26 protein-coding genes and 2 pseudogenes are annotated in these 23514 nt (G+C 64.9%); 8 read left to right on the top strand and 20 right to left on the bottom strand.

The genetic code is table 11. The features are described 5' to 3' along the window. Positions 1 to 100 precede the first annotated feature (100 nt). The 3 genes and pseudogenes from AB4089_RS22195 to AB4089_RS22185 all read left to right on the top strand — a co-directional run. Positions 101 to 385 (top strand): annotated as a pseudogene (locus tag AB4089_RS22195) (glutathione-dependent formaldehyde dehydrogenase); the annotation flags it as partial. Between the two features lie 152 nt (positions 386 to 537). Beyond that, positions 538 to 762 (top strand): DUF6480 family protein, encoded by a 225-nt coding sequence (locus tag AB4089_RS22190; RefSeq protein WP_441411434.1) that lies wholly within the window; start codon positions 538 to 540, stop codon positions 760 to 762. Between the two features lie 475 nt (positions 763 to 1237). Beyond that, a pseudogene (locus AB4089_RS22185) lies at positions 1238 to 2034 on the top strand (DUF2127 domain-containing protein). Between the two features lie 8 nt (positions 2035 to 2042). Here the strand turns inward: AB4089_RS22185 and AB4089_RS22180 are convergent. From AB4089_RS22180 to AB4089_RS22170, 3 genes are all read right to left on the bottom strand, one after another. Beyond that, entirely contained in the window at positions 2043 to 3302 is a 1260-nt protein-coding gene (locus AB4089_RS22180; RefSeq protein ID WP_441411433.1) for a phosphatidylserine decarboxylase family protein, read from the bottom strand. A 612-nt stretch (positions 3303 to 3914) separates the two neighbouring features. Continuing rightward, a complete protein-coding gene (locus AB4089_RS22175) occupies positions 3915 to 4145 on the bottom strand; it encodes a zinc-ribbon domain-containing protein (RefSeq protein ID WP_441411432.1) in 231 nt (76 codons plus the stop codon). A gap of 28 nt (positions 4146 to 4173) precedes the next feature. Continuing rightward, on the bottom strand, positions 4174 to 4872 hold the full coding sequence (locus tag AB4089_RS22170; protein WP_441411431.1) for a TetR/AcrR family transcriptional regulator C-terminal domain-containing protein: 699 nt from the start codon (positions 4870 to 4872) through the stop codon (positions 4174 to 4176). Positions 4873 to 5322: 450 nt separating this feature from the next. On the opposite strand from AB4089_RS22170, the gene AB4089_RS22165 reads away from it, so the two are divergent. Further along, the gene (locus AB4089_RS22165) at positions 5323 to 5580 is read left to right on the top strand and encodes a hypothetical protein (RefSeq protein ID WP_441411430.1); all 258 of its coding nucleotides are present in this window, start codon (positions 5323 to 5325) and stop codon (positions 5578 to 5580) included. Positions 5581 to 6294: 714 nt separating this feature from the next. Further along, on the top strand, positions 6295 to 6501 hold the full coding sequence (locus AB4089_RS22160) for a hypothetical protein (RefSeq protein WP_441411429.1): 207 nt from the start codon (positions 6295 to 6297) through the stop codon (positions 6499 to 6501). Between the two features lie 67 nt (positions 6502 to 6568). Here the strand turns inward: AB4089_RS22160 and AB4089_RS22155 are convergent, their stop codons facing one another. The 10 genes from AB4089_RS22155 to AB4089_RS22110 form a co-directional block, all read right to left on the bottom strand. Then, positions 6569 to 7051 (bottom strand): hypothetical protein, encoded by a 483-nt coding sequence (locus AB4089_RS22155; protein ID WP_441411428.1) that lies wholly within the window; start codon positions 7049 to 7051, stop codon positions 6569 to 6571. Positions 7052 to 7160: 109 nt separating this feature from the next. Then, positions 7161 to 7607, bottom strand: a complete 447-nt coding sequence (locus AB4089_RS22150) for an Hsp20/alpha crystallin family protein (protein WP_441411427.1) — start codon at positions 7605 to 7607, stop codon at positions 7161 to 7163. A 69-nt stretch (positions 7608 to 7676) separates the two neighbouring features. Then, on the bottom strand, positions 7677 to 7817 hold the full coding sequence (locus tag AB4089_RS22145) for a hypothetical protein (RefSeq protein ID WP_441411426.1): 141 nt from the start codon (positions 7815 to 7817) through the stop codon (positions 7677 to 7679). A gap of 519 nt (positions 7818 to 8336) precedes the next feature. Further along, positions 8337 to 8801 carry an SRPBCC family protein gene (locus tag AB4089_RS22140; protein WP_441411425.1) on the bottom strand — a complete coding sequence of 155 codons (465 nt, stop codon included), beginning with the start codon at positions 8799 to 8801 and terminating at the stop codon, positions 8337 to 8339. A 630-nt stretch (positions 8802 to 9431) separates the two neighbouring features. Beyond that, the gene (locus tag AB4089_RS22135; RefSeq protein WP_441411424.1) at positions 9432 to 9683 is read right to left on the bottom strand and encodes a hypothetical protein; all 252 of its coding nucleotides are present in this window, start codon (positions 9681 to 9683) and stop codon (positions 9432 to 9434) included. A gap of 1546 nt (positions 9684 to 11229) precedes the next feature. Next, positions 11230 to 11922, bottom strand: a complete 693-nt coding sequence (locus tag AB4089_RS22130) for a hypothetical protein (protein ID WP_441411423.1) — start codon at positions 11920 to 11922, stop codon at positions 11230 to 11232. Between the two features lie 179 nt (positions 11923 to 12101). Continuing rightward, complete coding sequence (locus tag AB4089_RS22125; protein ID WP_441411422.1) at positions 12102 to 12401, bottom strand: hypothetical protein; 300 nt, start codon at positions 12399 to 12401, stop codon at positions 12102 to 12104. 113 nt (positions 12402 to 12514) lie between these two features. Further along, entirely contained in the window at positions 12515 to 12772 is a 258-nt protein-coding gene (locus AB4089_RS22120) for a hypothetical protein (RefSeq protein WP_441411421.1), read from the bottom strand. Between the two features lie 362 nt (positions 12773 to 13134). Continuing rightward, entirely contained in the window at positions 13135 to 14514 is a 1380-nt protein-coding gene (locus AB4089_RS22115) for a DUF2382 domain-containing protein (protein ID WP_441411420.1), read from the bottom strand. Positions 14515 to 14845: 331 nt separating this feature from the next. Continuing rightward, a complete protein-coding gene (locus AB4089_RS22110; RefSeq protein WP_441411419.1) occupies positions 14846 to 15112 on the bottom strand; it encodes a GlsB/YeaQ/YmgE family stress response membrane protein in 267 nt (88 codons plus the stop codon). Between the two features lie 448 nt (positions 15113 to 15560). On the opposite strand from AB4089_RS22110, the gene AB4089_RS22105 reads away from it, so the two are divergent. After that, positions 15561 to 15833: a hypothetical protein gene (locus tag AB4089_RS22105; protein WP_441411418.1), complete on the top strand. Its 273-nt coding sequence runs from the start codon at positions 15561 to 15563 to the stop codon at positions 15831 to 15833. Positions 15834 to 15946: 113 nt separating this feature from the next. Here AB4089_RS22105 and AB4089_RS22100 read toward each other — a convergent pair whose 3' ends face one another. From AB4089_RS22100 to AB4089_RS22070, 7 genes are all read right to left on the bottom strand, one after another. Continuing rightward, complete coding sequence (locus AB4089_RS22100; protein WP_441411417.1) at positions 15947 to 16756, bottom strand: glycosyltransferase; 810 nt, start codon at positions 16754 to 16756, stop codon at positions 15947 to 15949. Then, positions 16753 to 18198 carry a PIG-L family deacetylase gene (locus AB4089_RS22095; RefSeq protein WP_441411416.1) on the bottom strand — a complete coding sequence of 482 codons (1446 nt, stop codon included), beginning with the start codon at positions 18196 to 18198 and terminating at the stop codon, positions 16753 to 16755. The genes AB4089_RS22100 and AB4089_RS22095 overlap by 4 nt, the downstream gene beginning before the upstream one ends. Continuing rightward, a complete protein-coding gene (locus AB4089_RS22090) occupies positions 18192 to 19325 on the bottom strand; it encodes an acyl-CoA dehydrogenase family protein (protein WP_441411415.1) in 1134 nt (377 codons plus the stop codon). The genes AB4089_RS22095 and AB4089_RS22090 overlap by 7 nt, the downstream gene beginning before the upstream one ends. 20 nt (positions 19326 to 19345) lie before the next feature. Then, on the bottom strand, positions 19346 to 19825 hold the full coding sequence (locus tag AB4089_RS22085; RefSeq protein ID WP_441411414.1) for a Dps family protein: 480 nt from the start codon (positions 19823 to 19825) through the stop codon (positions 19346 to 19348). Positions 19826 to 19875: 50 nt separating this feature from the next. Then, positions 19876 to 20175, bottom strand: a complete 300-nt coding sequence (locus AB4089_RS22080; RefSeq protein WP_441411442.1) for a hypothetical protein — start codon at positions 20173 to 20175, stop codon at positions 19876 to 19878. Between the two features lie 365 nt (positions 20176 to 20540). Further along, positions 20541 to 21245, bottom strand: a complete 705-nt coding sequence (locus tag AB4089_RS22075) for an HAD family hydrolase (RefSeq protein WP_441411413.1) — start codon at positions 21243 to 21245, stop codon at positions 20541 to 20543. A gap of 205 nt (positions 21246 to 21450) precedes the next feature. Next, positions 21451 to 21939, bottom strand: coding sequence for a MarR family winged helix-turn-helix transcriptional regulator (locus AB4089_RS22070; protein WP_441411412.1), 489 nt, complete (start codon positions 21937 to 21939; stop codon positions 21451 to 21453). A 242-nt stretch (positions 21940 to 22181) separates the two neighbouring features. On the opposite strand from AB4089_RS22070, the gene AB4089_RS22065 reads away from it, so the two are divergent. Beyond that, positions 22182 to 23024 carry a hypothetical protein gene (locus AB4089_RS22065; RefSeq protein WP_441411411.1) on the top strand — a complete coding sequence of 281 codons (843 nt, stop codon included), beginning with the start codon at positions 22182 to 22184 and terminating at the stop codon, positions 23022 to 23024. Next, positions 23021 to 23434, top strand: a complete 414-nt coding sequence (locus AB4089_RS22060) for a phage holin family protein (RefSeq protein ID WP_441411410.1) — start codon at positions 23021 to 23023, stop codon at positions 23432 to 23434. The genes AB4089_RS22065 and AB4089_RS22060 overlap by 4 nt, the downstream gene beginning before the upstream one ends. The last annotated feature ends 80 nt before the right edge of the window (positions 23435 to 23514 follow it).

Below are 23514 nucleotides of genomic sequence, written 5' to 3'. Positions count from 1 at the left end.
GCCGCGCCGAGGAAATTGAACCTGAATTCTGCTGGCCTCACGGGGAGATTTTGGCAGGTATCGGAGCGGATCAGAGGTCAACCTGAAACGCGGCAGACTCGCAGTGCGCCGGGGAGGCACCGTCTCCCTTAGCGGAGTTTACGGTGGTACAGCGAGCCCGATGCCGCTGCTGAGCATGTTCGACAAACAAGTCCAACTACGAATGGGCCAGTGCAACGTCCGCCGGTGGACAGAGGAGCTGCTCCCGCTCGTGGAAGATCCCGCAGACCCCCTCGGCGTCATGGACCTCAAGACACACGAAGTCGCCCTCGACGGAGCCGCTGCCGCCTACGAGATTTTCCAGAAAAAGGAAGACGGCTGCATCAAGGTCGTCCTGAAGCCATAGCGCCGTCACGCCGCTGCCGTGAGGAAGTTCCGGGTGGGGCAACGGACCGGTCCTCCGACCAGCGCCCTGCGGATTCAACCGGGGGTAGAGGGTTCAAAGGTCCCTTCACGCTCATATACAGTTCAGCAACGCCGAGCCAGGAAGGCACAACCATGAGTACTTATCATCCTGAAAATGACCCAGCCAATCCGGACCCGCCGGAGCGTGTGGAGCATCCGGGCAAGCGCGATGACGGGACGCCCGATCCGGCCGCCTCGGCCAACCCGGATCCGCTCAGCGGAAAGATCACCGGGCTGGAGCCGGGCGGGGGAGTACCTCCCGGGGAGACGCCGCCAGCGGAGGATCAGATGAGCCGCGACCAGGGGCACGAAGAATAGCGGCACGAGGGGTAAGGGGCCAGCCCCTGCGGACCCGGTAGTTGGTTCACGAATGCCCGCGTTTTCGCAGCCGCCGCCATGATGCGGAGAGCGGCTGGTTACGCCTGTGATTGGGGTCCGGCTTACCGGTCGAGGTGTTTCCCGGCCCTTATCGGAGGCGTGCCCGCTCCGGTCGACGCCGACGCCGGATGACTGGAGTCTGGATCAACTGCCGAGCCTGGCGCCGGGACTCCATTGCCCTCAATCCTCACCGGCAAGTCAGCAGTTCTTCGGTCGTCCCGAAGGTTGGTGCGGGTCAGTGTGTGCCGCGATGCCACCTCCCCGTAAGCACCCCGCTGGGCGGCCCGCCGGGAACTTGGGCGTCGCCCGCCCGGCGAAGCGCCGCGCGGGCCGCGGCGGCTGCCAGGGCGATCGCGAAGGCGACTGCAAAGAGGCGCAACACCGTCCGCGTGGAGCTAGTTGAAGCGAAAAGCGGGTGAGCTGCGTCGCGGTCGTTTCGTTTTTCTTCCCCGGCCTATGTGTTAGCGGAATCCTTGCTTTCGTCGGGTGGCCTTGTGGCTGCCGGGGACCGGTAGTGGCTGCCGGTGCTGCTTTGGGAACGTCGGGGTGCACGGCGCTTGCGGAGGGCTGCCTCGGCGTTTGGGTCGGGAGCGGTTGTGATGCTGTCGGCGGCAACGGGGAGATCTACAATATAGGGCTTCCCTATGTCGCCTCAGACGCCTCAGCGTCCAAACCAGGCGCCCGGCTGCCGGGACAGTCCACGACCACGTTGGACAGAATATTCAAGATCAGCCTGGCCCTCAAGGGGCTGGACGGGGTGCTGGAACTGGTGGGAGGGCTTCTCCTGCTGCCGGTATCGCCCGCCGAGATGGTCTCGGTGGTCCATTTTCTGACCCAGCATGATCTCTCCGAAGACCCGCGCGACCTTGTTTCCACCAGCTTGGTGCACTGGGCCGGGCCTTGACTGTGTCGGCGACGCTCTTCGGTGCGGTCTACCTGCTGTTGCATGGGTTGGTCAAGGTGGTCCTCGTCCGGGTGGTGCTGAGGGACAAATTGTGGGCTTACCCGTCGATGATCGGCTTTTTGCTGGTTTTTATTGCCTACCAGGGCTATCAGCTCATCGTCGCCTCCAACTGGGGGATGGTCTTGTTGACCGCCTTCGATATCTTCATTGCCTGGCTCACCTGGCATGAATACGGCGTCCACCGGCCCGGCATTCAACCTGCCCCTAACCCTGAGTGGCCGGACGGGAGCCGACAGCCGCAGCTGTAGCGTCGTCCTCAGGACTTGGCGGTTGCAAGTTTTGACCGGACTCGCACGAGAGGTGCGTTTGGATCCTGGGGTTGGGGGATGGCGGCCAGGGCGAACTGGTCGATGACACCGGGCCGGAAGATGAGGCATTCCGTCGATCCGCCGAACTGGAAGTACCCCAGCTCGTCGCCCTTCTTCACGTGGTGGCCCGGGATGATGTCCGGATCGATGACGCAGGACGAGACCTCGATCATGCCCACGGGGATCACCGCCATGAGACCGATCATGGGGTCGTCGGCCTGGATCAGGATGATCGCCCGTGCCGCGACATGGGCCAGATATGACTGCGAGAGGGTCGGCTCGACGGCGTCGGCGCCCTCGGAGTCCGCCTCGGAGAAGTACGTGCCGTCCTTGAGGTACGCCCGCACGATCGTTCCGGCGACGGGAGCGTGCCACCGGTGATAGTTCAACGCGCTTAAGAACGCCTGGTACACCGTTCCGCCGACGAAGTGATCAACCGACTCGTCCCGGGCGAGCAGGTCCTCGAGTGAGTAGGGCTGGTTCTTGACCCAGAACCGGCTCTGGCGTTGAACGTCTGAGCTGATCTTGTAGGGGGTCGACTCGCAGGCGCTGACGATGACCTTATCGTCGTCAGGTGCCGCGACGGGTCTGGAAGTCGAGGTGATCCGACGGGTGAAGAAATCGTTCCACGACGTGAAGCCCCAGTGCTCGGCGAGGGCATCGTGTTGGTAATCGTCCATCCCGACGACCTCCCGAGCCTTCTCCGACATCCACCCGGACGGCGAGGTGTTCAAGACATACAGGGAGTCCTCGCTGCTCAGGAAGACGCACCAGGCGACCAGAACCTTGCGGAACATGGCGACGATCCGCGGATCGCGGTGGGCCGCGAACCCGGCCTCGGTTCCCATGGTCCAATCGAGGATCGCCGTCAACGGCGTGGTGACCATGCCGCCTTCGCTGAACTCCGGGGCCATCGTCAGGACCTCGTTGATCAGCCGGAGCATCTGGTCAACGCTCGTGAGGTGCCGTTTGCGGTAGGGCTTCGACTTCGGAACCTGCTCGATCATCTCGGTCATGTAGAGGCGGACGACCGGATCTTTGGCAATCAGTTCTTGGAACTCCAGGATCACGGGATGCAGGGGAACATCTTCACCCCGCGCCTCCACACGTTCCCGGTGACCGGCGAGCCAGTCCTCGAGGTCGTACTGTTGCTCGGGCAGCCAGCCGCCCGGTCGTCGGACACGGTCGGATGAAGAGTTGATGGTCATGATGCCGAGCCTACTCGCCCCTTGGACTGCGCTAGAGACATTCGCTCTTTCTCACGAAAAGCGCCCCCTACACGTTTTCGCCTAGACCGTAGGTAGTGCCACCCTCACCGCGGTCTCTGGCCTGCTCGGCATCTCCCAGGACCCATACTCTTCAGGTGTGGCCTGTCTTCCCACTTTTCGCCGCGCAAGGCGGTCAGAGGCCTGTAGGGGAACTGCCGAGGCACCTCGGCCGGCCAGCAGTCGATTGCCGTCACCCCTCTGGCATCTCAAATACGATCATTTGTCAGAACAATGACGCATCGCACCCCGTATCGAAAGTTGTCGCCGTACACGCCCAGACGCATCTTGCGGCACAGAGGGGGCTGTGGTCTTCGTGCGCGGGCTGGAGTTCCGCCGGGTCGGTGCATGCGAACATCGGGGCAGCGCCCCCGGATGCCCGGGGCCGGATGATTGTAAGTTGACCGCGCGGGGGGAACGGGGAGTCCGGCTGCGCTGGTGCGTCAAGCACGCAGTTGGGCCGCGACTAGGCCGCAGGGGAGAGCGGCCAGGGCACGGTGCCGCGCGCCCTGGCGTGGGTTTACCGGCCCACGGTTGGGTATGCGTCCGTCTGCTTTACCAGGCCAGGGCTTTTCTCTGACGGGACTGGATGGCCGTGCTCTGGCCGCAGTTCGAGCAGGTGATCCGGTAGGACCTGGACGTGGTCAGGACGGGGATGAAGAAGAGCGTGAACTTGGTGGCGCGCTCCTGCAGGTGGTGGTGGACCAGCTGGCCGCAGTATTGGCAGGTTGCGGTCCGTCCGGGCAGGTTTTTCAGGACCGTGTTGAGGCCGAAGAGGAGAATCATCGGTGACCCCTTTCGAAAAGGTTGCTGATCACGCCTTGGGGGAGAGGCGGGTGGCGAGGCCGGTGAGCAGGATGGTGATGCCCTGGTCCAATTCGGCCATTCCGTCGTAGTCGGCGAGGACCGGGGCGAGGGCGCGGAGGCGGGGGAAGTCCTTGGCCGGCAGCCGGTGCAGGCCGAGGCGGAGCAGGGCTTCGTTTTCCTCCGGGTCCACGATGAATTCCTGCAGTTCGTTGAGGATATGCCCGTACAGGTATCCGTAGTAGGCGCGGTAGACATGGAGGGCATCGGCCGGGGCGAACCCGGCGTCGATCAGCAGGGACAAGATTTGCTCCAGCGGCCGCAGCGTGCCCAGTGGGCGAAGGCCCAGGGGTGTTGACAGGGGGCGGGTCACGAGCAGGGGTACGACGTTGGGGTGCCGGAGCGCAAGGTCGCGCAGATCGTGGGCAATGCGCCGGAGCTGGGCCTGCCAGTCCGGGTCTCTGGGCAGGATGACCAGTTCGTTCAGCACGAGCTCTGAAACGCCGTCCAGCAGTGCCGCGCGGTTTTCGGCGTAGCGGTAGAGGCCCATGGGATCCCGGCCGAGTTCCTGCCCGAGCCGGCGCATGGTGAGGGCGTCGAGTCCTTCGGCGTCTACCAGGGCCAGGGCCGCGGACAGGACAATTTCACGGCTGAGTCGCTTCTTCTTGGCGGGGCCCGCGGGAGGGGCCGTCTTTTCTGCGGGGGACATGGGTTCCGTTCCGGTAGCGGTATCGGTCAGTCCCACCGGGGAGGCCGTTATCAGGGAGTCGGTAAGTAGGCTTGCTTATTATGTAGTCTACGCTTAGAGTCTACATTGTAGAGACGTTGTTATCACCGGTTTCAGAAGCGGGACCCTGGTGCACACGGCCCTTTCGGCCCCTCACGCTAAGCCCAGGAGATCCCCATGACGGCCCACACCGCCCACACCCTGAAAACTCCCTAAAAGCACCCCGGATTTAGTAGCGGCGCGACTTCCGGATCGTGGCAGGGCCCCCGGCAACGGCGGCGCGTCAGGATCCAAGCCCCTCAACAGTTCATCCCCGGAGCGGCAGTGCTGCAGCATCCGGGACCCCGCTTGACGCCCCGTGCATGGCGTTCGAGTATCAGCTGCTGTAGCCCTCGGCGGCACAAAAACGCACCCAGCGGAAATGAGCCAACCATGGCAGATTCGCAGTACGACCAGTTCCTCCAAGAAGCCACCACCCTGGATGACCAATCCGATTCCGTACTCGGACAAGACTGTCTCTACGGCCTCTACACCAGTTGGTGTTTCCTGTCCCAGACGGCGCCCCGGCCCGAAGACGCCTTCTGGGCGGCCATGAAAGAGAAAAAGATCCGGCCTGGACACGCGCACCTTCGCATGAAGGGCCCCGCGGCCGCAGACTACATCGTGTCCAGCTACCCCGGGCTGGTCTGAGCCCGGTGACCGTTACGTCCGGAACATACCGTCCGCGGAGCGCCCACCAGCCCAGAGGGCGCCAGCCGTGGTGCGGCAATTGCCGCACCGACCGGCATCTCGTTGCCGGCCCTGTCACGGTCCTGGACTCCCGAGAGGAAACCCTTGCCCTCGCCGTCACCTGCACCCGATGCAGTGGCTCCCGGGTTCTGGCAACCACGGCAACGTTCGCCGCTGCCATCCTGGGCAGGGCAGGCATGAACGGCGACGTCACCCGGCCCGCCCCGGCCGCCGTTCATTGCAGGGAACCTATGTCTCTGGTGGAATCAGGACCCGAAACCGCCGGCGCCTGGCAGCCCGGGTCACCGGTTCATCTTCCGTACGCCGTGCTGCGGTGCAGATGCGGTTTTCAAATGGATGTACCTGCCGGCCCGTGAACCCAAGCCACCCGCCCGGTCAGACCACGAAGTACCGGCCACGCTGACCAACCAGACCACCGCGCACAGCGGACCGACCGCTGCCGACCCCGGCCACAGCTGCACCGGTCGCCTGCGTTGTGACAGGGACGGCGTTGGCCGGGAATCGTGCCGGGACCTCGAGGACCTAGGCACGACCGCAGGGGCGGGCCACGTGAATCGAATGCTGAACGGGGGTATCTGCGCATGCTCTGCCGGTCCTTGGGCGACTGCCGACCCGTCTGTCCGGGGTCTGGCTGATCTTCTAAGGAGCTGCATAGTGGCTGGTCTGAGCGATAAGTTCGATAAGGCATACGAGGGTAAGAGGTTTGAGGAACTGGCCAAGGCGCCTGTTGGTGCGCTTCATGGCTTGTCCGATGCCGACGCTTTGAAGTTACAGGAAGCGCTGAATATCAAGACCGTGAAGGACCTCGGCACCAAGAAGTTCTTCCTCTTGGCCCAGGCAGTGGCGAAACTGGCCGAATAGGCTGCGAAGTCCAGAACCCTGCCGCCGGCTGTTCGAAATCTGTTGCGGCATTTATCCCGAGGCAGCGCTACGGGATGGCTGCCGGCCACATGATGGTCGTGCGAAAACTGGTGCGGTGGGACGGGTGTGCTGAACGTGTGGCCATGACCCGATCATGACATTCCGGCACCGTGCGGTTCAGCGCCGATTCGCGCAGCGGGTGTTTAGTCCTTGTCGAGCTCGTCGAGTAGAGATTTTGCTGCCTTGGCGATGTCGTCGTGGTTGTTCTGGGCGGCCCGGCTCTCGATGGCAATAATGGCGCAGCGGTGCAGCCGCCGGAAATCGCCAAAGGGAAAGCTGCAGCGTCCCTTGGTGTCGTGGGTTTCTCGGTGTCTTCGCCCAGATGCCAGGTGCCGTACTCCGTGTGGCCGTGTTTGGCGATGAACGCGTTCTCCTTCTCCGTGTCCGGGGCGTGTTCGCTCCAGTCGTCCCGGGTATCCCGGGCGATCCGGGCGTCCTTGATCAGCTGGCGGGCATGGCGCAGTGCGGCGTCATTGATTTTGATTGTCAAGGGTGGTTTCCGCTCGTCGTGCGTTTTGGGTCGGGGACCGGCTGCGGGTTGTGGCGGCGCCCAGAGCCGGGAGGAGACGTCTTCTGCGCCCTACGCGACCTGACGCCGGTCAGGTCGCGTAGTTCTCTGGTGCTTCCGGTGACTGGTGTCCGCCGCGGGAGACGTGGATTTTGGTGCCGGAGGTTGCGGACTGCTCAGGTAACTGGGCGCGGATTTCGAGGACGCCGTCGATGTAGCGGGCCTCAACGGTGTCGGGGTTCGCCCCCCGGGGCCGCGGGATGCTGCGTGAATATTCGCCGTAGCGCACTTCGCTCCGGTATCCCGGCTGATCCTTGTGGGCTGGCTCCCTGCGCCGGGCAACGATGAGCAGGGTGTTGTCGGTTACGGTGATGTCGATGTCTTTGTCGGGATCGATGCCGGGGATATCGGTTCTGACCACCATGGTGTTTCCGTCCTGGTATTCCTCGACTCTTAGCCAAGGATCTGACTCACCCTGCAGGAAGCGGCGGACGGGCTCGGGCACGTCGATGCCAGTTCGGCGGAAGAGGTTGTCCATGGCGTTCTCCTAGCTGAGTTGCTTCTCTGATCGACGGTGTGGGCGCGGTGGGCCGGATCCAAGTGGTGTCTACTGGCGAGTGGCCAGCTCCTCATCATCCGCGGTCTGTTGGAGGATGATGTCGAGCATCTGGTCGTCGTCGGCGAAGTTCGCGTCGAGGTAGTCCACCTGCGCCGTCGTGCGCGCATACGACCAGCGGTAAGCCGCCATCGCCGAGGCGGTCGTGCGCCAGCATGTTGGTGACCTTGTCCGAAACTATGTCGCCAGATTCCTTATTGCGAGCCGGCTGCCGAATGCCCTGCGGCGGCGTAGACCGGCTCGGCCGCTCAGCACACAAGTTCGATGCCAAAGTGGGTCAACAGCGTGGGGCATCGTCTTTACCGTCTGGTTAGGGCATACCTTAGCCGGACGTAAGGCGGGCCCCTTCACTCGTGTCCGGCTGGGTTCTACGCCGTATTTCCTGACGCCCGTCGCCGACGGTCTTAATGCTCAACCTGACACGCGACGGAACCGCTTTTATCGGCGCTTGGGCCGCGACGGGGGAAGACCACAGCTAGGTGTCTAATTGCGATGTGATGTCGTGTCGACATGCTTGAACGGTCATGTATCTTCCGACTCAGCAGGGGCACACCGCTAAGTTCCAGGATCCGAAACCGCGTCGGCTCGCCGATTAGTGCCACGACCGTTTGGATGTCGACCATGTTGTTAGGAAGCCGGTGAAGGGCCGCGTTAGCCCTGGGCGACGAGGTTGGCCAGATTCTCTAGTTCATTCGCACGGCCGTCGAGAAGCCGCTGCGTCCAGGTGTCGTCGTGCAACGGCTCGACCCGCATGACAATGCGCGTCCGCTCGCCGGCCGGTCGCAGGTCCACGATTGTGAGCTGTTCGTAGGGCTCGTGATCTGGCACGAAGTCGATGACGGATCGGTAGGCCAGATGAGAGGGCTCGACCAGCTCAGTGAAGTGCTTCCGCGATTCGGTGGCCAGCGGCATGCCGTATTGCTCCATGAATGCAATCTGCTCGGGGGCGATGGCGGTCATCGTATAGACGAGTTCACCGCCTGGTTCCAGTTCGAGACGAGTCACGTCGGTGCGGAAGCCGTCCGGCGCCCACCATTGGGAAATGCCCTCAGCCGTCGTCCAAAGCTCCCAAATCCGAGCGGGCGGGGCTCCTACGGTTCGTTCGATGGTCTTCATTTTTCCTCCTTCGCCGCCCTCACCATAAATTCGTCCAGACGAATATGTAAATGCGCGGGCACCTTCTACGAAGAAAAACCCACCCCGAGTCCTTTCACTAAAGGGACACCCCCGGGCGGCGCCCACTGCGATGCGGGGCCCGGCCTCCGCGGTGCTGGGGATTCGGACCAAAGGTCGCTTGGTACAAACGACTTTGGACAACCCAATGTCAGCAGTCAGCCGCACCGGAGCGTTCATCCCGCATCGGCCAGTGCAGGCGACTTCCCAAACTGATAGTGGCTCCTGTTTTCTTATCCACGAAGATGTGTTCCCTGCTGATGCCGGTAGCCGCCAGGGCGCCCAGATCCCGCTTCACTGTCGATTGAATGTGGCAGCCTGATTCAGGACGGGGGCGGCAGGGAGACCACAGGTAGAAGTAGACACCGGAAGGGTGCTCCTTCGCTCGGCGATATGAGCGGCTTCAATAGCCACTTAGACACCCAGCTCGGAGCACCCCCGCGCTGTTTAGACACCCAGCTCGAATACTGATTCTACGAAAACACCGGGTTCACAGGGAGGCCGGGGCCTCACCAGGTCTCCCAGCACCACCCGGACGGTGGTGCTGGGAGTGGTGGGTAGCGGCCGCTTGGGTCACCTGCCCGAAGCAGGGCGCGAAGGGCGCATCGGGTCCGGCCAGTTGCCGAAGCTGGACCGGCTGCGCATCGGGTCCGGCCAGTTGCCGACGCTGGACCGGTTGCGCATCGGGTCCGGCCAGTTGCCGACGCTGGACCGGTTGCGCATCGGGTCCGGCCAGTTGCCGACTCGAGCGGATGCGTGGCCGGAGACGGAGCCGCGGTGGGCGGCAGCGGCAGCGGCGTGAAGGAAGGGGGCGTGGATGGACATGGCTATTCTCCTGACTGAATATTGATTCCGAACGCCGAGCGGCGTCGGTGGCCGTTGTCTGCCCGTGGGAGGGCAGGGAGGGCCTATTCAGTCAGGAGATGATCCAGGGTCAAAGGAAGGACTTGTCGTCGGCGCCTGGGCCAGGCCCGGCGCATGGGCGCTCCTGGGTGCCTCCCAGGGATTCCATAATCCGGCGGCGTCTCCGGCCTCTTGGGCGCCGCCGCCGGGTCCGGAAGTCGACGAGCCCGAGGAGCCTTGCGCGGCGGACAGCCAGAGCAGGACTTCTGGGTCCAGCGTGGCCTCCGGGTCGGAGGAACGTGCGAAATAGCCGGCGACGGCCGACAACGCCCCACGCATGGGGGCGTTAACCCGCAGCTGCGCGAGGCCGGGACCCGAGACCGTAACCCTTGGGGCAGGGCCTGCCGAGGCTGGCTGCGGCCTTGGGGCGCGCGCATGAGTGGCCGGGGGAGCGGCCGGCCGAGCGCCCGCGGCAACGACCTTGCCGCTTGTATCCGGGAGCGGGACCGGCGGCGCTGCGGGGAGGGGGAGCTGGGCCGGGACCGGCAACACTGCGGGGACCGGCAACACTGCGGGGAGGGGGAGCTGGGCCGGGACCGGCGGCACTGCGGGGAGGGGGAGCTGGACCGGAACGGTCCCGGAGGCCGAGTCGATGACCTCTACGGCCTGACGGATGACCGGCCCGGTACGTGTGAGAACCGGCGCAACCTGGTTAACGACGTTAATGACCGGGGCGACGCTCGCGGCTACAGTTGCAGCCGCAGGTGATGCCTGGTTCACAACCGTATCTGCAGAGACGGCGGGAGTCGCTATCACCCCAACCGTAGGGGCGACAGGAAGCGGCACATCCTTGACTGGGCCGGTGCTGGACGTGCCCGGCAATCCGCTGACAGTAGGCAACGCCCGTGCGGAGACGGTCTGGAGGGGATGCGTCACCGGTGGGGCTGCAGCCGAAGCCTTGTCCCGGGGAGATACGGGATCGTGCTGGGGCAAGCCAAGATCGGATAGAACCACGGGCGGTGGCCCCGACGCCGGCCCGGACGGCGCGGCGTCGGCAGTTCCGGCTCCCCACACAAGGCAAATCAAGGCAAGGATCGCGGCAAGCATGAGTGCGCGAGCGGCCGAACCGCAACGATCCCGCAGGCTGCTTTCCATCCGGTTATCCCCCCAGAGGCGACGGAGCAACAGACTACGCCCTGTGCCGTCGCCCAGTCTAGACGTCGCGTTAACTCGCTTACGGGATATGGGCCTCGACGAAAAACACCGCCGTGCCTGGCCTGGGAGAGGTCGTCGGCGCGCGGGTGTTCATTAGGTCCCGCCGCCATTGGGGGTGCGGCGCCTTGAAGCCAGACGAGAGCCGAATCTCGGTTATCAAGCCAACATATTCCTGAGACATTGGGAATAGCTTGCAGAACCTATGCACCCTCCAGCGGCCCGCACGAGGCTTTGGCTTCCACCTCGCGTCTTCCGGTGATGCCAGCTGTCGGCGGTTCAGCGCGCAGGGCGGGAAGCGCCGCGGGGCGGGGTCTTAGCCCAGCAGAGAGACGGCGTGGGCGATCACGAGGGCCAGGAGGACGAATCCTCCGGCGGCTTCGAGTCCCATCATCATTTTGGCCCGGGGTGACAGGGGCATGGTGTCGGTGGGACTGAAGGCCATGGAGTTGGACAGGGAGAAATAGGTGTAATCGACGAAGGAGGCGACCCAGCCACTCTTGACTGAGGAGCGCGTCGCAACTTCCGTGACGGCGTCGTGGTCTTCGTCCTGGGGAAACCGGAAGTCAGCAGCCGGGAGGTTTTCCCGGTGGGTATTCCGCCGTGCGACCGGTCCGCCGCGGTCCAGTTCCCAGAAGACCAGGGCGAAGGCGATGACATTTGTTACCCAGATCTGAAGTGCCGCCAAAAGGAGCGTGCGCCCGTCACCGCTGCCGGAGTCGGTCAGCAGAATGATCAACTGCACCAGAGCGACGCCGTTGGCGGCGACGAGGAGGAGTGCCTGTCCCGTGGCTAGTCGTTTGGACCAGCGTGTCTCTTTGTGCAGACGCCGGGGGTTGAGAATCAGCAGGGGAATCAGCATCAGGAGTCCGATTGCCACGACTGTGTAACGGACGGCGGGCAGGAAGGCGCTGGGAAGGGCCGCATAGAGGCCCAGCGCGATGAGCAGCCCGATTACGGCCGGCCAGCGGTGTTCGGCGCCGTCCTTCAGGTTTGCAGTCTCAGACATCCATCGAGTCTAGGCAAAGCCGCGGTGCATCCGGGCCAGGGCGCACTCTGAGCCGAGAGCAAAATTGCCATCTGGCTTGAACGCCGCGTCAGGTGGCCCAACTCGGGTGCGAGACACCGCCACGGAAGTGAGATGTCGGTTTTTCTTGTTGGCAGGGATGTCGGCTGCGGTGGAGTCGGTCATTCGGACAGTTCCATCTGGAAGCCGCAGACGCACTTGAGGACCAGGGTGTCGTCGGGCACGCTTTCGGTGGACAGGGGTGCGGTCAGCCGGCGGAGTTCGGAGCCGGCCTTTTCCATTGGTTGTCCGCAGTGCATGTAGTGGCCGCCGAGTATCAGCACGTCCTCTGTTTGTTCCAGTCGCACCAGAACCAGGGACAGGTCAGCGACCCACGCAGGGTGTTCACTGAAGCGCCGGCACCGGCTGCAGGTGTGGGCCACAAGCACGATATCGGACGGCTGGTCCGGAAGGTGGGCCACGGATCTGATGATGAGATGGCGGTCCGTGCCGCAGCTGCCGCAGATCACCGGCAGTGCGCGGGGTGGCCGTCCGGTCCCGTCGGGGCGGAAGTCGGGAACTCCGAGTGAGATGATCAGCCGGCGTAGGGGTAGCTGGCGAGGATGTAGTCTGCTGCGGCGCGCCCCTTCATCCTCAGGCGGCTCTTGTGGACGTTAACGCGGCACAGGCGCATGGCTGCCCGGAAGGCCGCGCCGGGCAGGGGTGTCCTTCCGTGGAGCAGGCACCAGCTCGTGTACAGGCCATAGAGACAGTCCGGGCCCAGCGGGTTGTCGGTCTCGGGGGCAGGGGACGTGGCGTCATGAAGGAACTGCTGGAAATGCGAGGTGGCCATGGTCAGGCTCTTTTCCTCAGGGTGCGTGACGGGCCGCCATGTGGCTACAGCAGCGTTACCTCCAAGCGTGCACAAAGCCGGAAGAAGGTCCCTGAGAAGAGCAACCGGTACGCAGGAGCCTGTATTGAAGCTACGCCGTGCGGCCCGGGGTTGTATATAGCGGCCCGCGATCATCTGTGTAGAGTCATTCGGCCCCTACGAGGTCGGAGAGGTTCTGAGTTTTAGAGGAAAGAAGAAATCAGCGCCTCCAGCATCGGCATGAAACGCGGAGTCTCCCGCGCCAGGAGGACCAGCCGGGCGGGGGACGAACCCCTGCGCTTCGGTGAACGGACCGTGCCCGGGGCATTTGGTGGTTTTAGGGTTTAGCTGTGGCTCTCTTCGGGTCCGTCGGTGTCGAGGTGTTCTTTGCGGACCTTCTCCTTGATGGTCACGTCTTCCGTGACCGTTTCCGTGCCGATGCGGACCCGTTCGACCGGGACGGTCTCCTTGGTGACGATGATCCGTTCCTCATGGAGGATGACCTCGTTCTCATCGTCCGCACGGTCCGCCACCTCGCCCCGGTTCTCCTCTGCAATCGGTTCTCGCTCGACCCGCACTTCTTCGCGCTGCACTGGAACCGTCCTGGTTACATATTCCGTGGTGACGTACTTGCGAAGGCGGCCCTGGCCGGCCGGCTGTTCGGCACCCGCGTCCGGGCGCGGCTGAGATCGGACCTTGGTGTCGTCGGTAGCGGGGGCACTGGTGTCGTATCCGGCGTCGCCAGTGCCGGGGGCACTAGGGGCCTTGGACGGCTCGGGTGCGCCGCGATCCGTTCCGGTGATGTCGTATCCGGCGTCGCCAGTGCTGGGGGCACCAGGGGCCTCGGATGGCTCGCTTGCGCTGGTGCGGCTCGGCACGGTGGTTTCTTGTGCGACGGGGGTCCGGGTTTCGTCGGTGGCGGGGGCTGTGGTGTCGTACGTGGCGGCGCTAGGGGGCTCGGATGGCTCGCCTGCTGTGGTGCGGCTTGGTGCGGCGGGGGCGGTCGTGTCGTATCCGGAGGTGCCAAGGGCGTCGGATGGCTCGGGTGCGCCGCGGTCCGTTGCGGTGGTTTCTTGTGCGACGGGGGTCCGGGTTTCGTCGGTGGCGGGGGCTGTGGTGTCGTACGTGGCGGCGCTAGGGGGCTCGGATGGCTCGCCTGCTGTGGTGCGGCTTGGTGCGGCGGTGTCTTGTGCGGCGGGGGCGGTCGTGTCGTATCCGGAGGTGCTAACGGCGTCGGATGGCTCGGGTGCGCCGCGGTCCGTTGCGGTGGTTTCTTGTGCGGCGGGGACCTGGGCGTAGTCGGTGGCGGGGGCGTATCCGGTTGTCGCAGGGGTTGCGGTTCGTTCCGTTCCGAGGACAGGGGTGGAATCTGCACCATCCGGAGTCGCTTCGCTGTAGGTGCGTCCGATATCGAGTTGATAGTGCTGGTAGAGCCGGTCTTCCTCGGCGGGCTCCAGGGCCCGATCGGCGTCGATCCGTGGGGCGTCCTTGACCTGGCTCTTGCTGTAGGGGACCACGATGTCATTTCCCTCTTCTCGGGCACCTTCGAGGGGCACGAATGATTCGGACATTCCGAAAAGGCCCGTCCTGACGGTTACCCAGCTCGGCTGTCCGTCTTCGTTGTCCACGAAGACTTGGCCGATGGAGCCGATCTTTTCTCCGTCCCCTGAAAGAACATTTGCGCCTTGGCTGAGCAGACGATCAATTTGTTCGGTGGTGAGCATGACGTTTCCTTGAATCTCATAGGTTTGATTGGTGCGTCTGGTCGGGGACTCCTCGGTGGAGCGCCCGCATACATGGCAGAACGCTTTCATGCTGGCCGGGCGTTGGAGGCGCCCGCGGCGGGACGATCTGCCTGGAGGGACTGGCCGTCTGGGTACGCACGGTTGACTGCAGTTCCAGGGCAATTCAACGGTGCACGGGCCAGGGTCCTTGGTGTTCGGATTCGCCGGGTGCGACCGTGGGCTGCGTAGCGTGCCGGATTCTGATTCTGCGCGCGGCTCTCCAAGCAATTTTCTGGAACGCCGCTTCGGGCAGCCTTGGGTCCGATGGCCGCTATACCCTGCTTCTGCGGCCGGCTACTGCGCCGAAGATCAGCAGCACTATGACGGCTCCGAGGATCGAGAGAAGCCAGGTCCGCAGATCGAAGAAGTCGCCGAGGCCTCCGCCGAAGATCAGGGAGCCGATCCAGCCGCCGAGGATTGCCCCCACGACGCCCAGAACGAGAGTGATAATCCAGCCTCCTCCCTGCCGGCCGGGCAGGACCGCCTTGGCAATGGCGCCCGCGATGAGTCCGAGAAGGAGAAATCCGAGAATTCCCATGACTGTTCGTCCTTTCGTATTGCGGTCGTGAAATGCGGCCGTAAACACGATCTAATCAGCATGCTTAGTAGTGTGCAATACCTCTTTGGCGACTGCCTTTGCGCCCTCATCACGCGCCGTAGTGGCCTGTAAGTCCAGGGTGAGGGCTCGCCGGCTGGATTGCTGCGCTGTGGCTACGGCAGGCCCAAGAAACGTTGCCAGGCGTTGGTTCGATGCCAATGCATCTCCGGTTTACAGCCGCAGGCAGGTCGAGGAAGGCCGTTCGGTGCCAACTCGCTGGAGGGGAGATCTAGTCTTTGTTGAGTTCATCGATGAGGATTTGGCTGGCTTGGCGATATCGTCAGGGACCCCATAAGGGGCGGCTTTCTCCTGGCGCCGTCCCCTTACCTTCTCTGGGACCAGTTGTTAGCCTGAGGGAGGTTGCCCGCCAGAGGAGTTGGAGAATGTCATGAGCAACGAACCGAACGGGCCCGGCGAAGGCGTGCGTGACGGCGAACGGGACGGAACCCGTCACATCCCACGGGACCCGCGGGATGATGAGGGAACAACGGCCACTGACCGCCCCGGTCCCGGAGAGCAGGGCGAAGCCCGGGCAGCGGGCAATGGCAAGCCGCCCGGCGGCACAGACAATGTGACCAGGGCCCCCGGCCCGGCCGAGGACCGAGACAGCGAATCTCCGGATACCCGGGGCCTGACAACAGACGCTTCCCCCAGCGAGTAGGACGCCGCCGTGCATCCGGGGCCGGACCCATCCCGCGCCCAGCGCCGCACTGGATTGCGCGGGGCGCGCCGGACAGGGCGTTCCGGCTTCAGAAGGCAACGGGGCCGACGTCGTCAAAGGTCTTTGGCGTCCAGCAGGCCTGCTGCGGCGGGCAGTTCCCGTCCGAGGGCTCGGAGGTAGGCTCCGAACCCTCGTGGTGCGGGGGCCTGCGTGCGCCCTGACGTCAGGACCCGGATAGTGTCCGTTGCTGTCACGGCAAAGTTGTGCCGGCGAAGGCGTTCCGCGAGGGTCCGGTCCTCGTGTGCGTGGAGTCGAGGAAATCCGCCGACGGCGAGGTAGGCGGACGCGCGGACGCCGAAGTTGGCGCCGTAAATGTGGGGGTGGTCCTCGTGGAACGGGTGCCGCGCCAGCCAGAGGCGCAGGATCAGCGGGTCCATTCCGGCGGGGTCCGGTTCCACGGAACCCAGAATGACGTCGGTCCCGGCGTCGGCTAGGTCAACCTGGCGCGCCAGCCAGTGCTCCGGGACGGCGGAATCGGCGTCGGTGTTGGCCAACCAGATGCGGTCGGTGGTGAGCTTGGAAGCAGGGTTGGCAGCGGCCAGGGCGGCCCTGGCCCCGGCCGCCCGGCTGGCGCCGGTGCTGCGCAGTCGGACTTCCAGTGCCGAGATTCGTGGGTCGGCAGAAACATGCCGGGCCGTGATTTCTGCCGATTGATCCGTGCAGTTGTCCAGTACCACCGTGATGGAGGTCGTCACCTCAGGATGGCTCCGTTCCAATGCGTCGGCTGACGTGCGGAGGGCGGCCAGCGCACGGTGGAGGTGCCGGTCTTCGTTGTGGGCGGGCATGACCACCGCTACCCGGACGACTCTTGGCCGCGACTGAAGGGCATCTCCTGGCGAGCGGTCCGGCGCAGGTTCGGTCATGCCAGCGGGCTTCCGGATCCGCGGTCTGGTTCCCGGACCCACGCCCGCTCATGGATTTCTGCAGGTTGCTGGGCTTCGGCCGGGATCTTTTCCGGGGCTACCAAAACTTCAAGGACGAAGTCTTTCTCGCGGTGGAGGGCCGCTGTGGGCCAGTGGAGTTGCCGGCGGGCTAGTTCATGGACTGTGTCCCCGTCGAGTTCCCAGCCTTCCACGGGGTGCCGCCAGTGGCAGAGGAGTAGGGTTCCGCCGGGGTATATGGAGGCTTGCACGCGGGTGAACAGCCGGGCCAGTTCGCCGGGCGTCAGGTAATAGCCCATCTCGGAGACTGCGACGAGGTCGAAGGCTCCCTTGGGCCACTCGTGCGGAACCGTGAGATGCCGCGTTTGCGCGGAGGGGTGGCCGGACAATCGTTGCGTCGCTTGGGCGAGCGCGGCGCTGCTGGCATCGACTGCCAGGAATTGCCTGCAGCGCTGGGCAAGGTCCGCGCTGAGCGTCCCTATGGAACACCCAACTTCCAGCCCGGAGCCGTATGTTTCCGCTGGCAGGATGGCGAGTGTCAGCGCCCGTTTTCGCTTTTCGTACCAGCTCGTGGCGTAGCCCCACGGGTCATCGTTTCGGTTGTGCACGGCGTCGAAGATGCGCTCGGCGTCATTGGCGCCATTGCTCCCGCTGGCGGGCGCGTTCCATGCGAACGTTTCCCAGGGGCGGGAAAAGTGTTCGAGGAAACTCCCGGCAAGCAGCACTTCGTCGCCGGGCTGGGCTGACAGCGCTTTGGTCTGCGAGCCATGGGCCCGCATGGCCGAGGCCTTGGCGCCCTGCTCCTCGGGTGTCAGCGGCACGCGAACCCACGACCGCCAGGTGGTGTCTTCGGGCGCGGCCCACAGCCAATACCAGACGGGGTATTCGAGCAGCCCGTGGCCGCCCGCCGAGGCAACCTCGGCCGCCACTGAACCCAGGGTGTCGTGGTCCGTGTGCCCGTCGGAGCGGTACGGCGCCACGATCACGACGTGGTTCGCCGGGCGGCCCGAAGTCGCAATCGATTCCCGGACCGCTTCAGCGATGCTGTCACTTCGAGTGGCGAGCTGGCCGTCTGGTAGGTGCAGGAACCGCCAGGGGGAGCCGGGTGCCAGCTCATGTAGTGCGGCATCGAATTCGGCGACCCGTACGGCGGCGAGCTGTTCCGGCGTCGTGGTCCTCGATTCTGGGTGCGATGCTTCCCCCGCGGTACAGAGCAGCACCTCAATGCCGGCTCCCGCGGTGTGCAAGAGGGAGAGCAATCCTCCGGCGCCCAGGGTTTCATCATCCGGATGTGCCGCCAGCACTATGAACGTCATGGTTGCCAGTTCGGCCGCACCGAGTGGAAGCTCCGGGAGGAGGGACAGTCCGCTGGCCTCCCATTCGGTCTCGGCAGTGCCGGTATCCGCGTGTGAGAAGGTCACCATGAGCGGTCCCCAATCCGGGTCAGGGCGCCAAGCTGGGCGTCGTCCCGCATGGCGTGGTGCTGGCGGATGTAGAGCGACAAGTCCGCCATCCGCTTTCCGTACGGTTCGTTGAAAGCCAAGGGCCCGGGCCCCAGATTCTGGGCCACCATGGTCTGGATGCGTTCGACGGCGGCGGCAGTGGTGCCGCGCACGCGGAGTGCTTCGCTCCATGCGCCGGAGCCGGACAGCTGCCCGCGGTCAATCCGCTCCGCTGTCCGCGCGAAATAGCCCGTCAGGGATGCGATGATCCGGTCCGTTTCGCCAAGGTGGGCCAGGGCAATCTGATCCGGTTCACGCCCGCCCTCAGCGGCCTTTTCCAGTGCGAAGCTAAAGTCACGTGCCACGGCAACGGCCCCGCCCAGCCAACAGGCCGCCACGCCCATGCCGCCCCAGGCGAAGCCCGGCCGTCCGAAGTACCAGCCCGGACCTCCCACCGGCACGGCACGGACATCCTCAAAGTGCACGGTCCCGCTGGGGATTTCCCGCAGGCCGCGGCTGGACCACGGCGGTGTTTCGCAGGAAACCCCTGGGTCATGGAGATTGACGGCGAAGGCCGCCCGGGCGCCTGTCCCGGGGTTCCCGGCGTTTCCCGCTCCAAGGCGTGCAGTCAGGACAGCCCCGTCCAGCTGCGCAGCAAGCGAACACCACGGCTTGGATCCGCTTAGGACATAACGGCCGGCGCCGTCCGGCGTCGCGTTGAGCCGCAGGCCGGCACCTTCGGCGGCGAACACCCCCCAGGCTCCGTCCGCCGCGTCGGGGGCTGGGCCAGGCCCCTCCGACCAGGAGCCGGCCGTGGCCCGGGTGCCGGCGCCGGGACGTGCCTGCGCGAGGATGGCGATGGCGTCAAGGTGCGGTTCGAGCACCCGTCCGGCAGCCACATCCACCGCTGTCACGGATGCCAGCAGTTCCCACAGGTGGGCGGTGTCGCCCTCGCCGGGCCGCGGAGCGTTCTGCCCGATATTCTGTGCCAGCGCCAGCAGCGCCGGGATATCTCCGACGGCGTCGCGCACCGATTCAAGTTGCGGGACTGTTGCTTCAAGCCGGCCGGGCGCCGAACTGATTCGCACCGGCTGCGGTCGGGGCTCCATTCCGTCTGCCGTTCTGGCCGTCAGCCGTGTTCGGGCGCGGTGACAGGGGCTGACGCGGTCAAGGTTTCGGCGTTCACCATCCAGGCCAGCTGTTCCAGGCGGGAAATGCCGGCGTGGAGCAGGTCAGCGCTGGTGGGATCTTCTTCGTCCACCTCGTCATGGACCTCACGCATTGTCTTAACGGTGCGCTCCAGCCGCGCGGTAATCAGTTTGACGGCGTCCTTGGTGGAGACGAGTCCGTCGGGGAACTGTTCCAGCCGGGTCTGCGCGGAGACCGTGGCGCTCCTGCCATCCGGAAGCGCGTGCAGCGCGCGCATACGCTCGGCGGTCTCGTCCGCGAACAGCCGAACGCTGGTGACAACTTCGTCCAACTGCAGGTGGAGATCGCGGAAGTTGGCACCGACGATGTTCCAGTGTGCCTGTTTGCCCTGCAGGTGCAGGTCGATCAGGTCCGTGAGGACTCTCTGGAGATTGCTCGCCAGGGTCGGTGAAGCTTTCATTACGTCCTCCAGTGCAGGCAAGCAGGACAGGACCGTCCGGCGGTTTCATTCTAAGCATACTTAGCATCTTGGCGGGGCGCGGGTTCAAAGGCGCGGCAGTCAATCAATGGCACGGCCCGAATGGCGGCGAGGTCCTCCAGCGCCTTTTGCGGCGGGCCGTCCTGGCCGATCTCGACTCCGGCGTGCGTGCCGACGAGCCGGATGTTGGTCTGGGAGACGGCTGCCATTCGGATGAAGTCGAAGGGCCGGGGTGCCAGGAAAGCGGCGAAACTCGCGGCGAACGGGATGTAACCGCCGGACCGAGAGCCCGATGCCCCGAGCAACCGGGCGCCCCCCGCTGTGTGCGTCAGCCCTGTTGTTGATACCTGGACCGATGGGTTGCCTTGCCATCGCCGCGAACTGTGAAGCGGGATCCGGGGCGACGACTCGTGGCACGGCGGAGCAGTAGACGCCCATTCGGTCCGCTAGCTGTATTGTCCCGGCAGCAGCCCGGAAGGCGCAAGGGCGACCGGACACTATGCCGGCTGAACGACCCGGAGCCGTCCCTGCTGGTGTGTTGCCATATCGACGCGAACAAGCCACGGAGTAAAAGGGTGAGTTCGGTTTTGGACCGGTGAGAAGGTGGTGGGGGTCGAGCTGCCGGATCATTGTCATCGCACAGTTCGTGGGGGATGGAACAAGAAAGCCGGTGCGAGCGGCTCTTGGCGCCCTGCGATTAGGTGCCTATATCTTTGGCGCTCAGCTTTCCGATGGCGCTGCCCTCAAGGCTTTCCAACAGGTGTCGCGGATTGTCGTACACTTCCGCGGCACCGGCATCCCGCAGTTCGGCTGCGCTGATTCCGCCGCAGGTCAGGGCAATGCAGGGAATTCCGATCGCCGCGGCGGCCTTCACGTCCCAGACGGCATCGCCAACAAAAACGACATCCGACGGGCTGAGGCCAAGCTTTTCCAAACATGCAAGGAGAATGTCGGGGGAGGGCTTGCTCTCGTCGGCGTCGTTGGAGCTTGTCCAGGCATCGATGGACGTGCCGGCGTCCAAGAGGCGCCGGGCGACGTCCAGGTCCCGCTCCTGCGCTGATGATGCCAAGCCGACAGCCAGCCCGGCGTCAGAGCAGGCGGCCAGGAGGTCCCGGGCACAGTCGAAGGGCCGCAGCGAAGGCCAGAACGTGGAGAACACGGCACCGTGCGCGGATTTCAGGTCTTCCTGCATGTCCTTAGTGAACTCGGGAAACAGATGTTCGATGAGTTTGTCGCCGCCCATGCCGACGCAGCGGTGGATGGCGGAGATCTGGATGTCCAGCCCCTCCCGCCGGAACGCCTGCCACCACGCAAGGGCGTGGAAATAGCTGGAGTCAATCAAGGTCCCATCGACATCGAAAAGGACGCCACGTTTGGTTCCGGAGCTTGAGCCTGATGCCACTGTTATCCCACCTTAGGTTGAGAGCGCCCGCGAACGCCGTACCCGCACCATCCCGAACCATCACGGATTCTTCGGGCCCGAGGTTCAGAAGCTACCCGGCATCCGCCGTCAGAGCGCGATATCCATTGTCCAGTGAATCTGCAGATGCCAAATTTGAGACCACTCCAACCACCTCGCCCCTGATACGTTCTCGTTCGACATGCGGTCATGGTTCCTCCCAGGCGGAGGGCGGCTTTGACTGCCGGAGGGTGTCGGAGCCGGGAGTACCCTGTTGTCGGGTTCGGAAGAAGTCTACAAACCGGGCGAGTTGTTCCGACAGGGTTTCCCATCCGTCGAAGTCTGCGGGCACGGCTGCACGCTCGGCCCGGCGGGCCGCCTGCAGGGCGGCATTGCCGGCCGGGCTGATCTCGACCTGAAATTGCCGCCGGTCGGCCGGGTTTCGGGTCCTGGTGACCAGTCCTTCCGCCTCCAGCCGGGCCAGGACGCGGCCGAGTGTCTGGCTTTGGACATGAACCTTGGCGGCAAGCTGTTCCTGGTTCATGGGCCGCGGGGCGGCGGCTTCGAGGGCGATGACGGCGGCGCGGGTCAGTCCCAGCGGGGCAAGCGCCTCGTCGTGAAGCCGCTGGATAATGCGGGCCGCCGCGGTCAGGAGCCGGTAGCCGTCCCGGGCATCGGGCTCGCGGGGGAGGGGCACGTGGAGAGCCTCCCTGCTTTGGGCAATAAGGGTCACGCGGTCAGGACGGCGCCACAATACACCGCCACTGAAAGCCCACCCTACCCACACCCACCGCTTTTGCAAGCATGCTTACTAATTTCGCGAAAAGCCTTGGCGTAGATAAGAAGTGTGCTTACCATCTAATTAGTAACCGTGCTTACTAATTTCATCCGGTACCGCAGTCACGATCCCACGCGGACCCTTTCTGAAAGAGAGCAACGATGACCCAGAACCCATGGAACCAGGCACCGCCCCGGGGCTCAACGGACGAGTACGCCGTCGGAGTACGTCCCGCGGGCGCGGAAAACCCGTCGTCTAAACAGGAGACTGCGAAGGAAGAAGCCATAGAGGTAAAGCACGAGGCCGCGGACGCGGCCCAGAGCGTCGCGGAGACGGCCAAGACGGAGGCGGCCAACGTGGCCACCGAGGTCAAGACCAATGCCCGGGAGCTGCTGCACCAGGCGAAGTCGGACCTGACTGAGCAGGCAGGAGCGCAGCAGCAGAAGGTCGCCGAGGGCCTGCGATCCGTCGCCGGCGAACTGCATTCCATGGCCGCAGCCTCCGAGCAGCCGGGCGTGGCCACTGACCTCGTTCGCCAGGCCGCGGAACGATCCTCCGCTGTCGCGTCCTGGCTCGATGGCCGGGATCCGGGTTCCTTGTTGACAGAGGTAAAGTCCTTTGCCCGCCAACGGCCCGGCACCTTCCTCCTGCTCGCGGCCGGAGCCGGTGTGCTGGCCGGCAGGCTCAGCCGCAGCCTGAGCGCCGGGGCTCCCGCAACGACTGGCACCGCTGCTGCGGGCACGCCGGCCGTTAGCCGGATCCCCGACGCCGGGGTAGCTGTCCCGCCTCCACCGGTGCAGATGCCGGCACCGCAAACGACGACGGCAGGCTATGCGGACACCTATCCGCCGAATCAGTTGGACTCCGAGTTGGGAACCGTGGGCGCCGCGGACCCGATCAGGGACGGCGGGATGGGACGCCGGGCCGCGGATCCTGGTGTCGGTGAGCCCCTGCGGACGGCCGATCCGCTGCGCGATGACCCCTTTAACGGCGGCCGTCGATGAGCAGCGAAATCCCTCCCACCGCCGCCCACGCGAAAGCGGAAACCTCTTCCCTCGGCGACCTGCTGGGTGAGGTCACGCGGGACATGTCCACTCTGATGCGGCAGGAAGTGGAACTTGCCAAGGTCGAACTCAAGCAGTCCGCCACCCGTGCCGGAAAGGGCGCCGGCATGCTGGCCGGCGCCGGCGTCGCTGGCCACTTCGTGCTCCTGTTCCTGTCGGTGGCACTCTGGTGGGCGCTGGGGAACGTGATGGGCCTGGGCTGGTCCGCCGTCGTTATCGCCGTCATCTGGGCAATCGCCGGCGCCGTCCTGGCAACCAGTGGCCGCAAGGAACTCAACGCCATCAAGGGCATGCCGCAGACCGCCGAGACCCTGCAGGAAATCCCACCCACGCTTAAACCCAACACCTAAATCCAGCGAGGAAACACGATGAGTGAAAACCCGGATGTCATCCGAGCAGAGATATTGAAGCAACCCGCGCCCGCCTGGGC

It is taken from the genome of Arthrobacter sp. 2MCAF15, assembly GCF_052115605.1.
Classification (GTDB): domain Bacteria; phylum Actinomycetota; class Actinomycetes; order Actinomycetales; family Micrococcaceae; genus Arthrobacter.
This window is presented reverse-complemented; position numbering and strand designations above follow the sequence as displayed.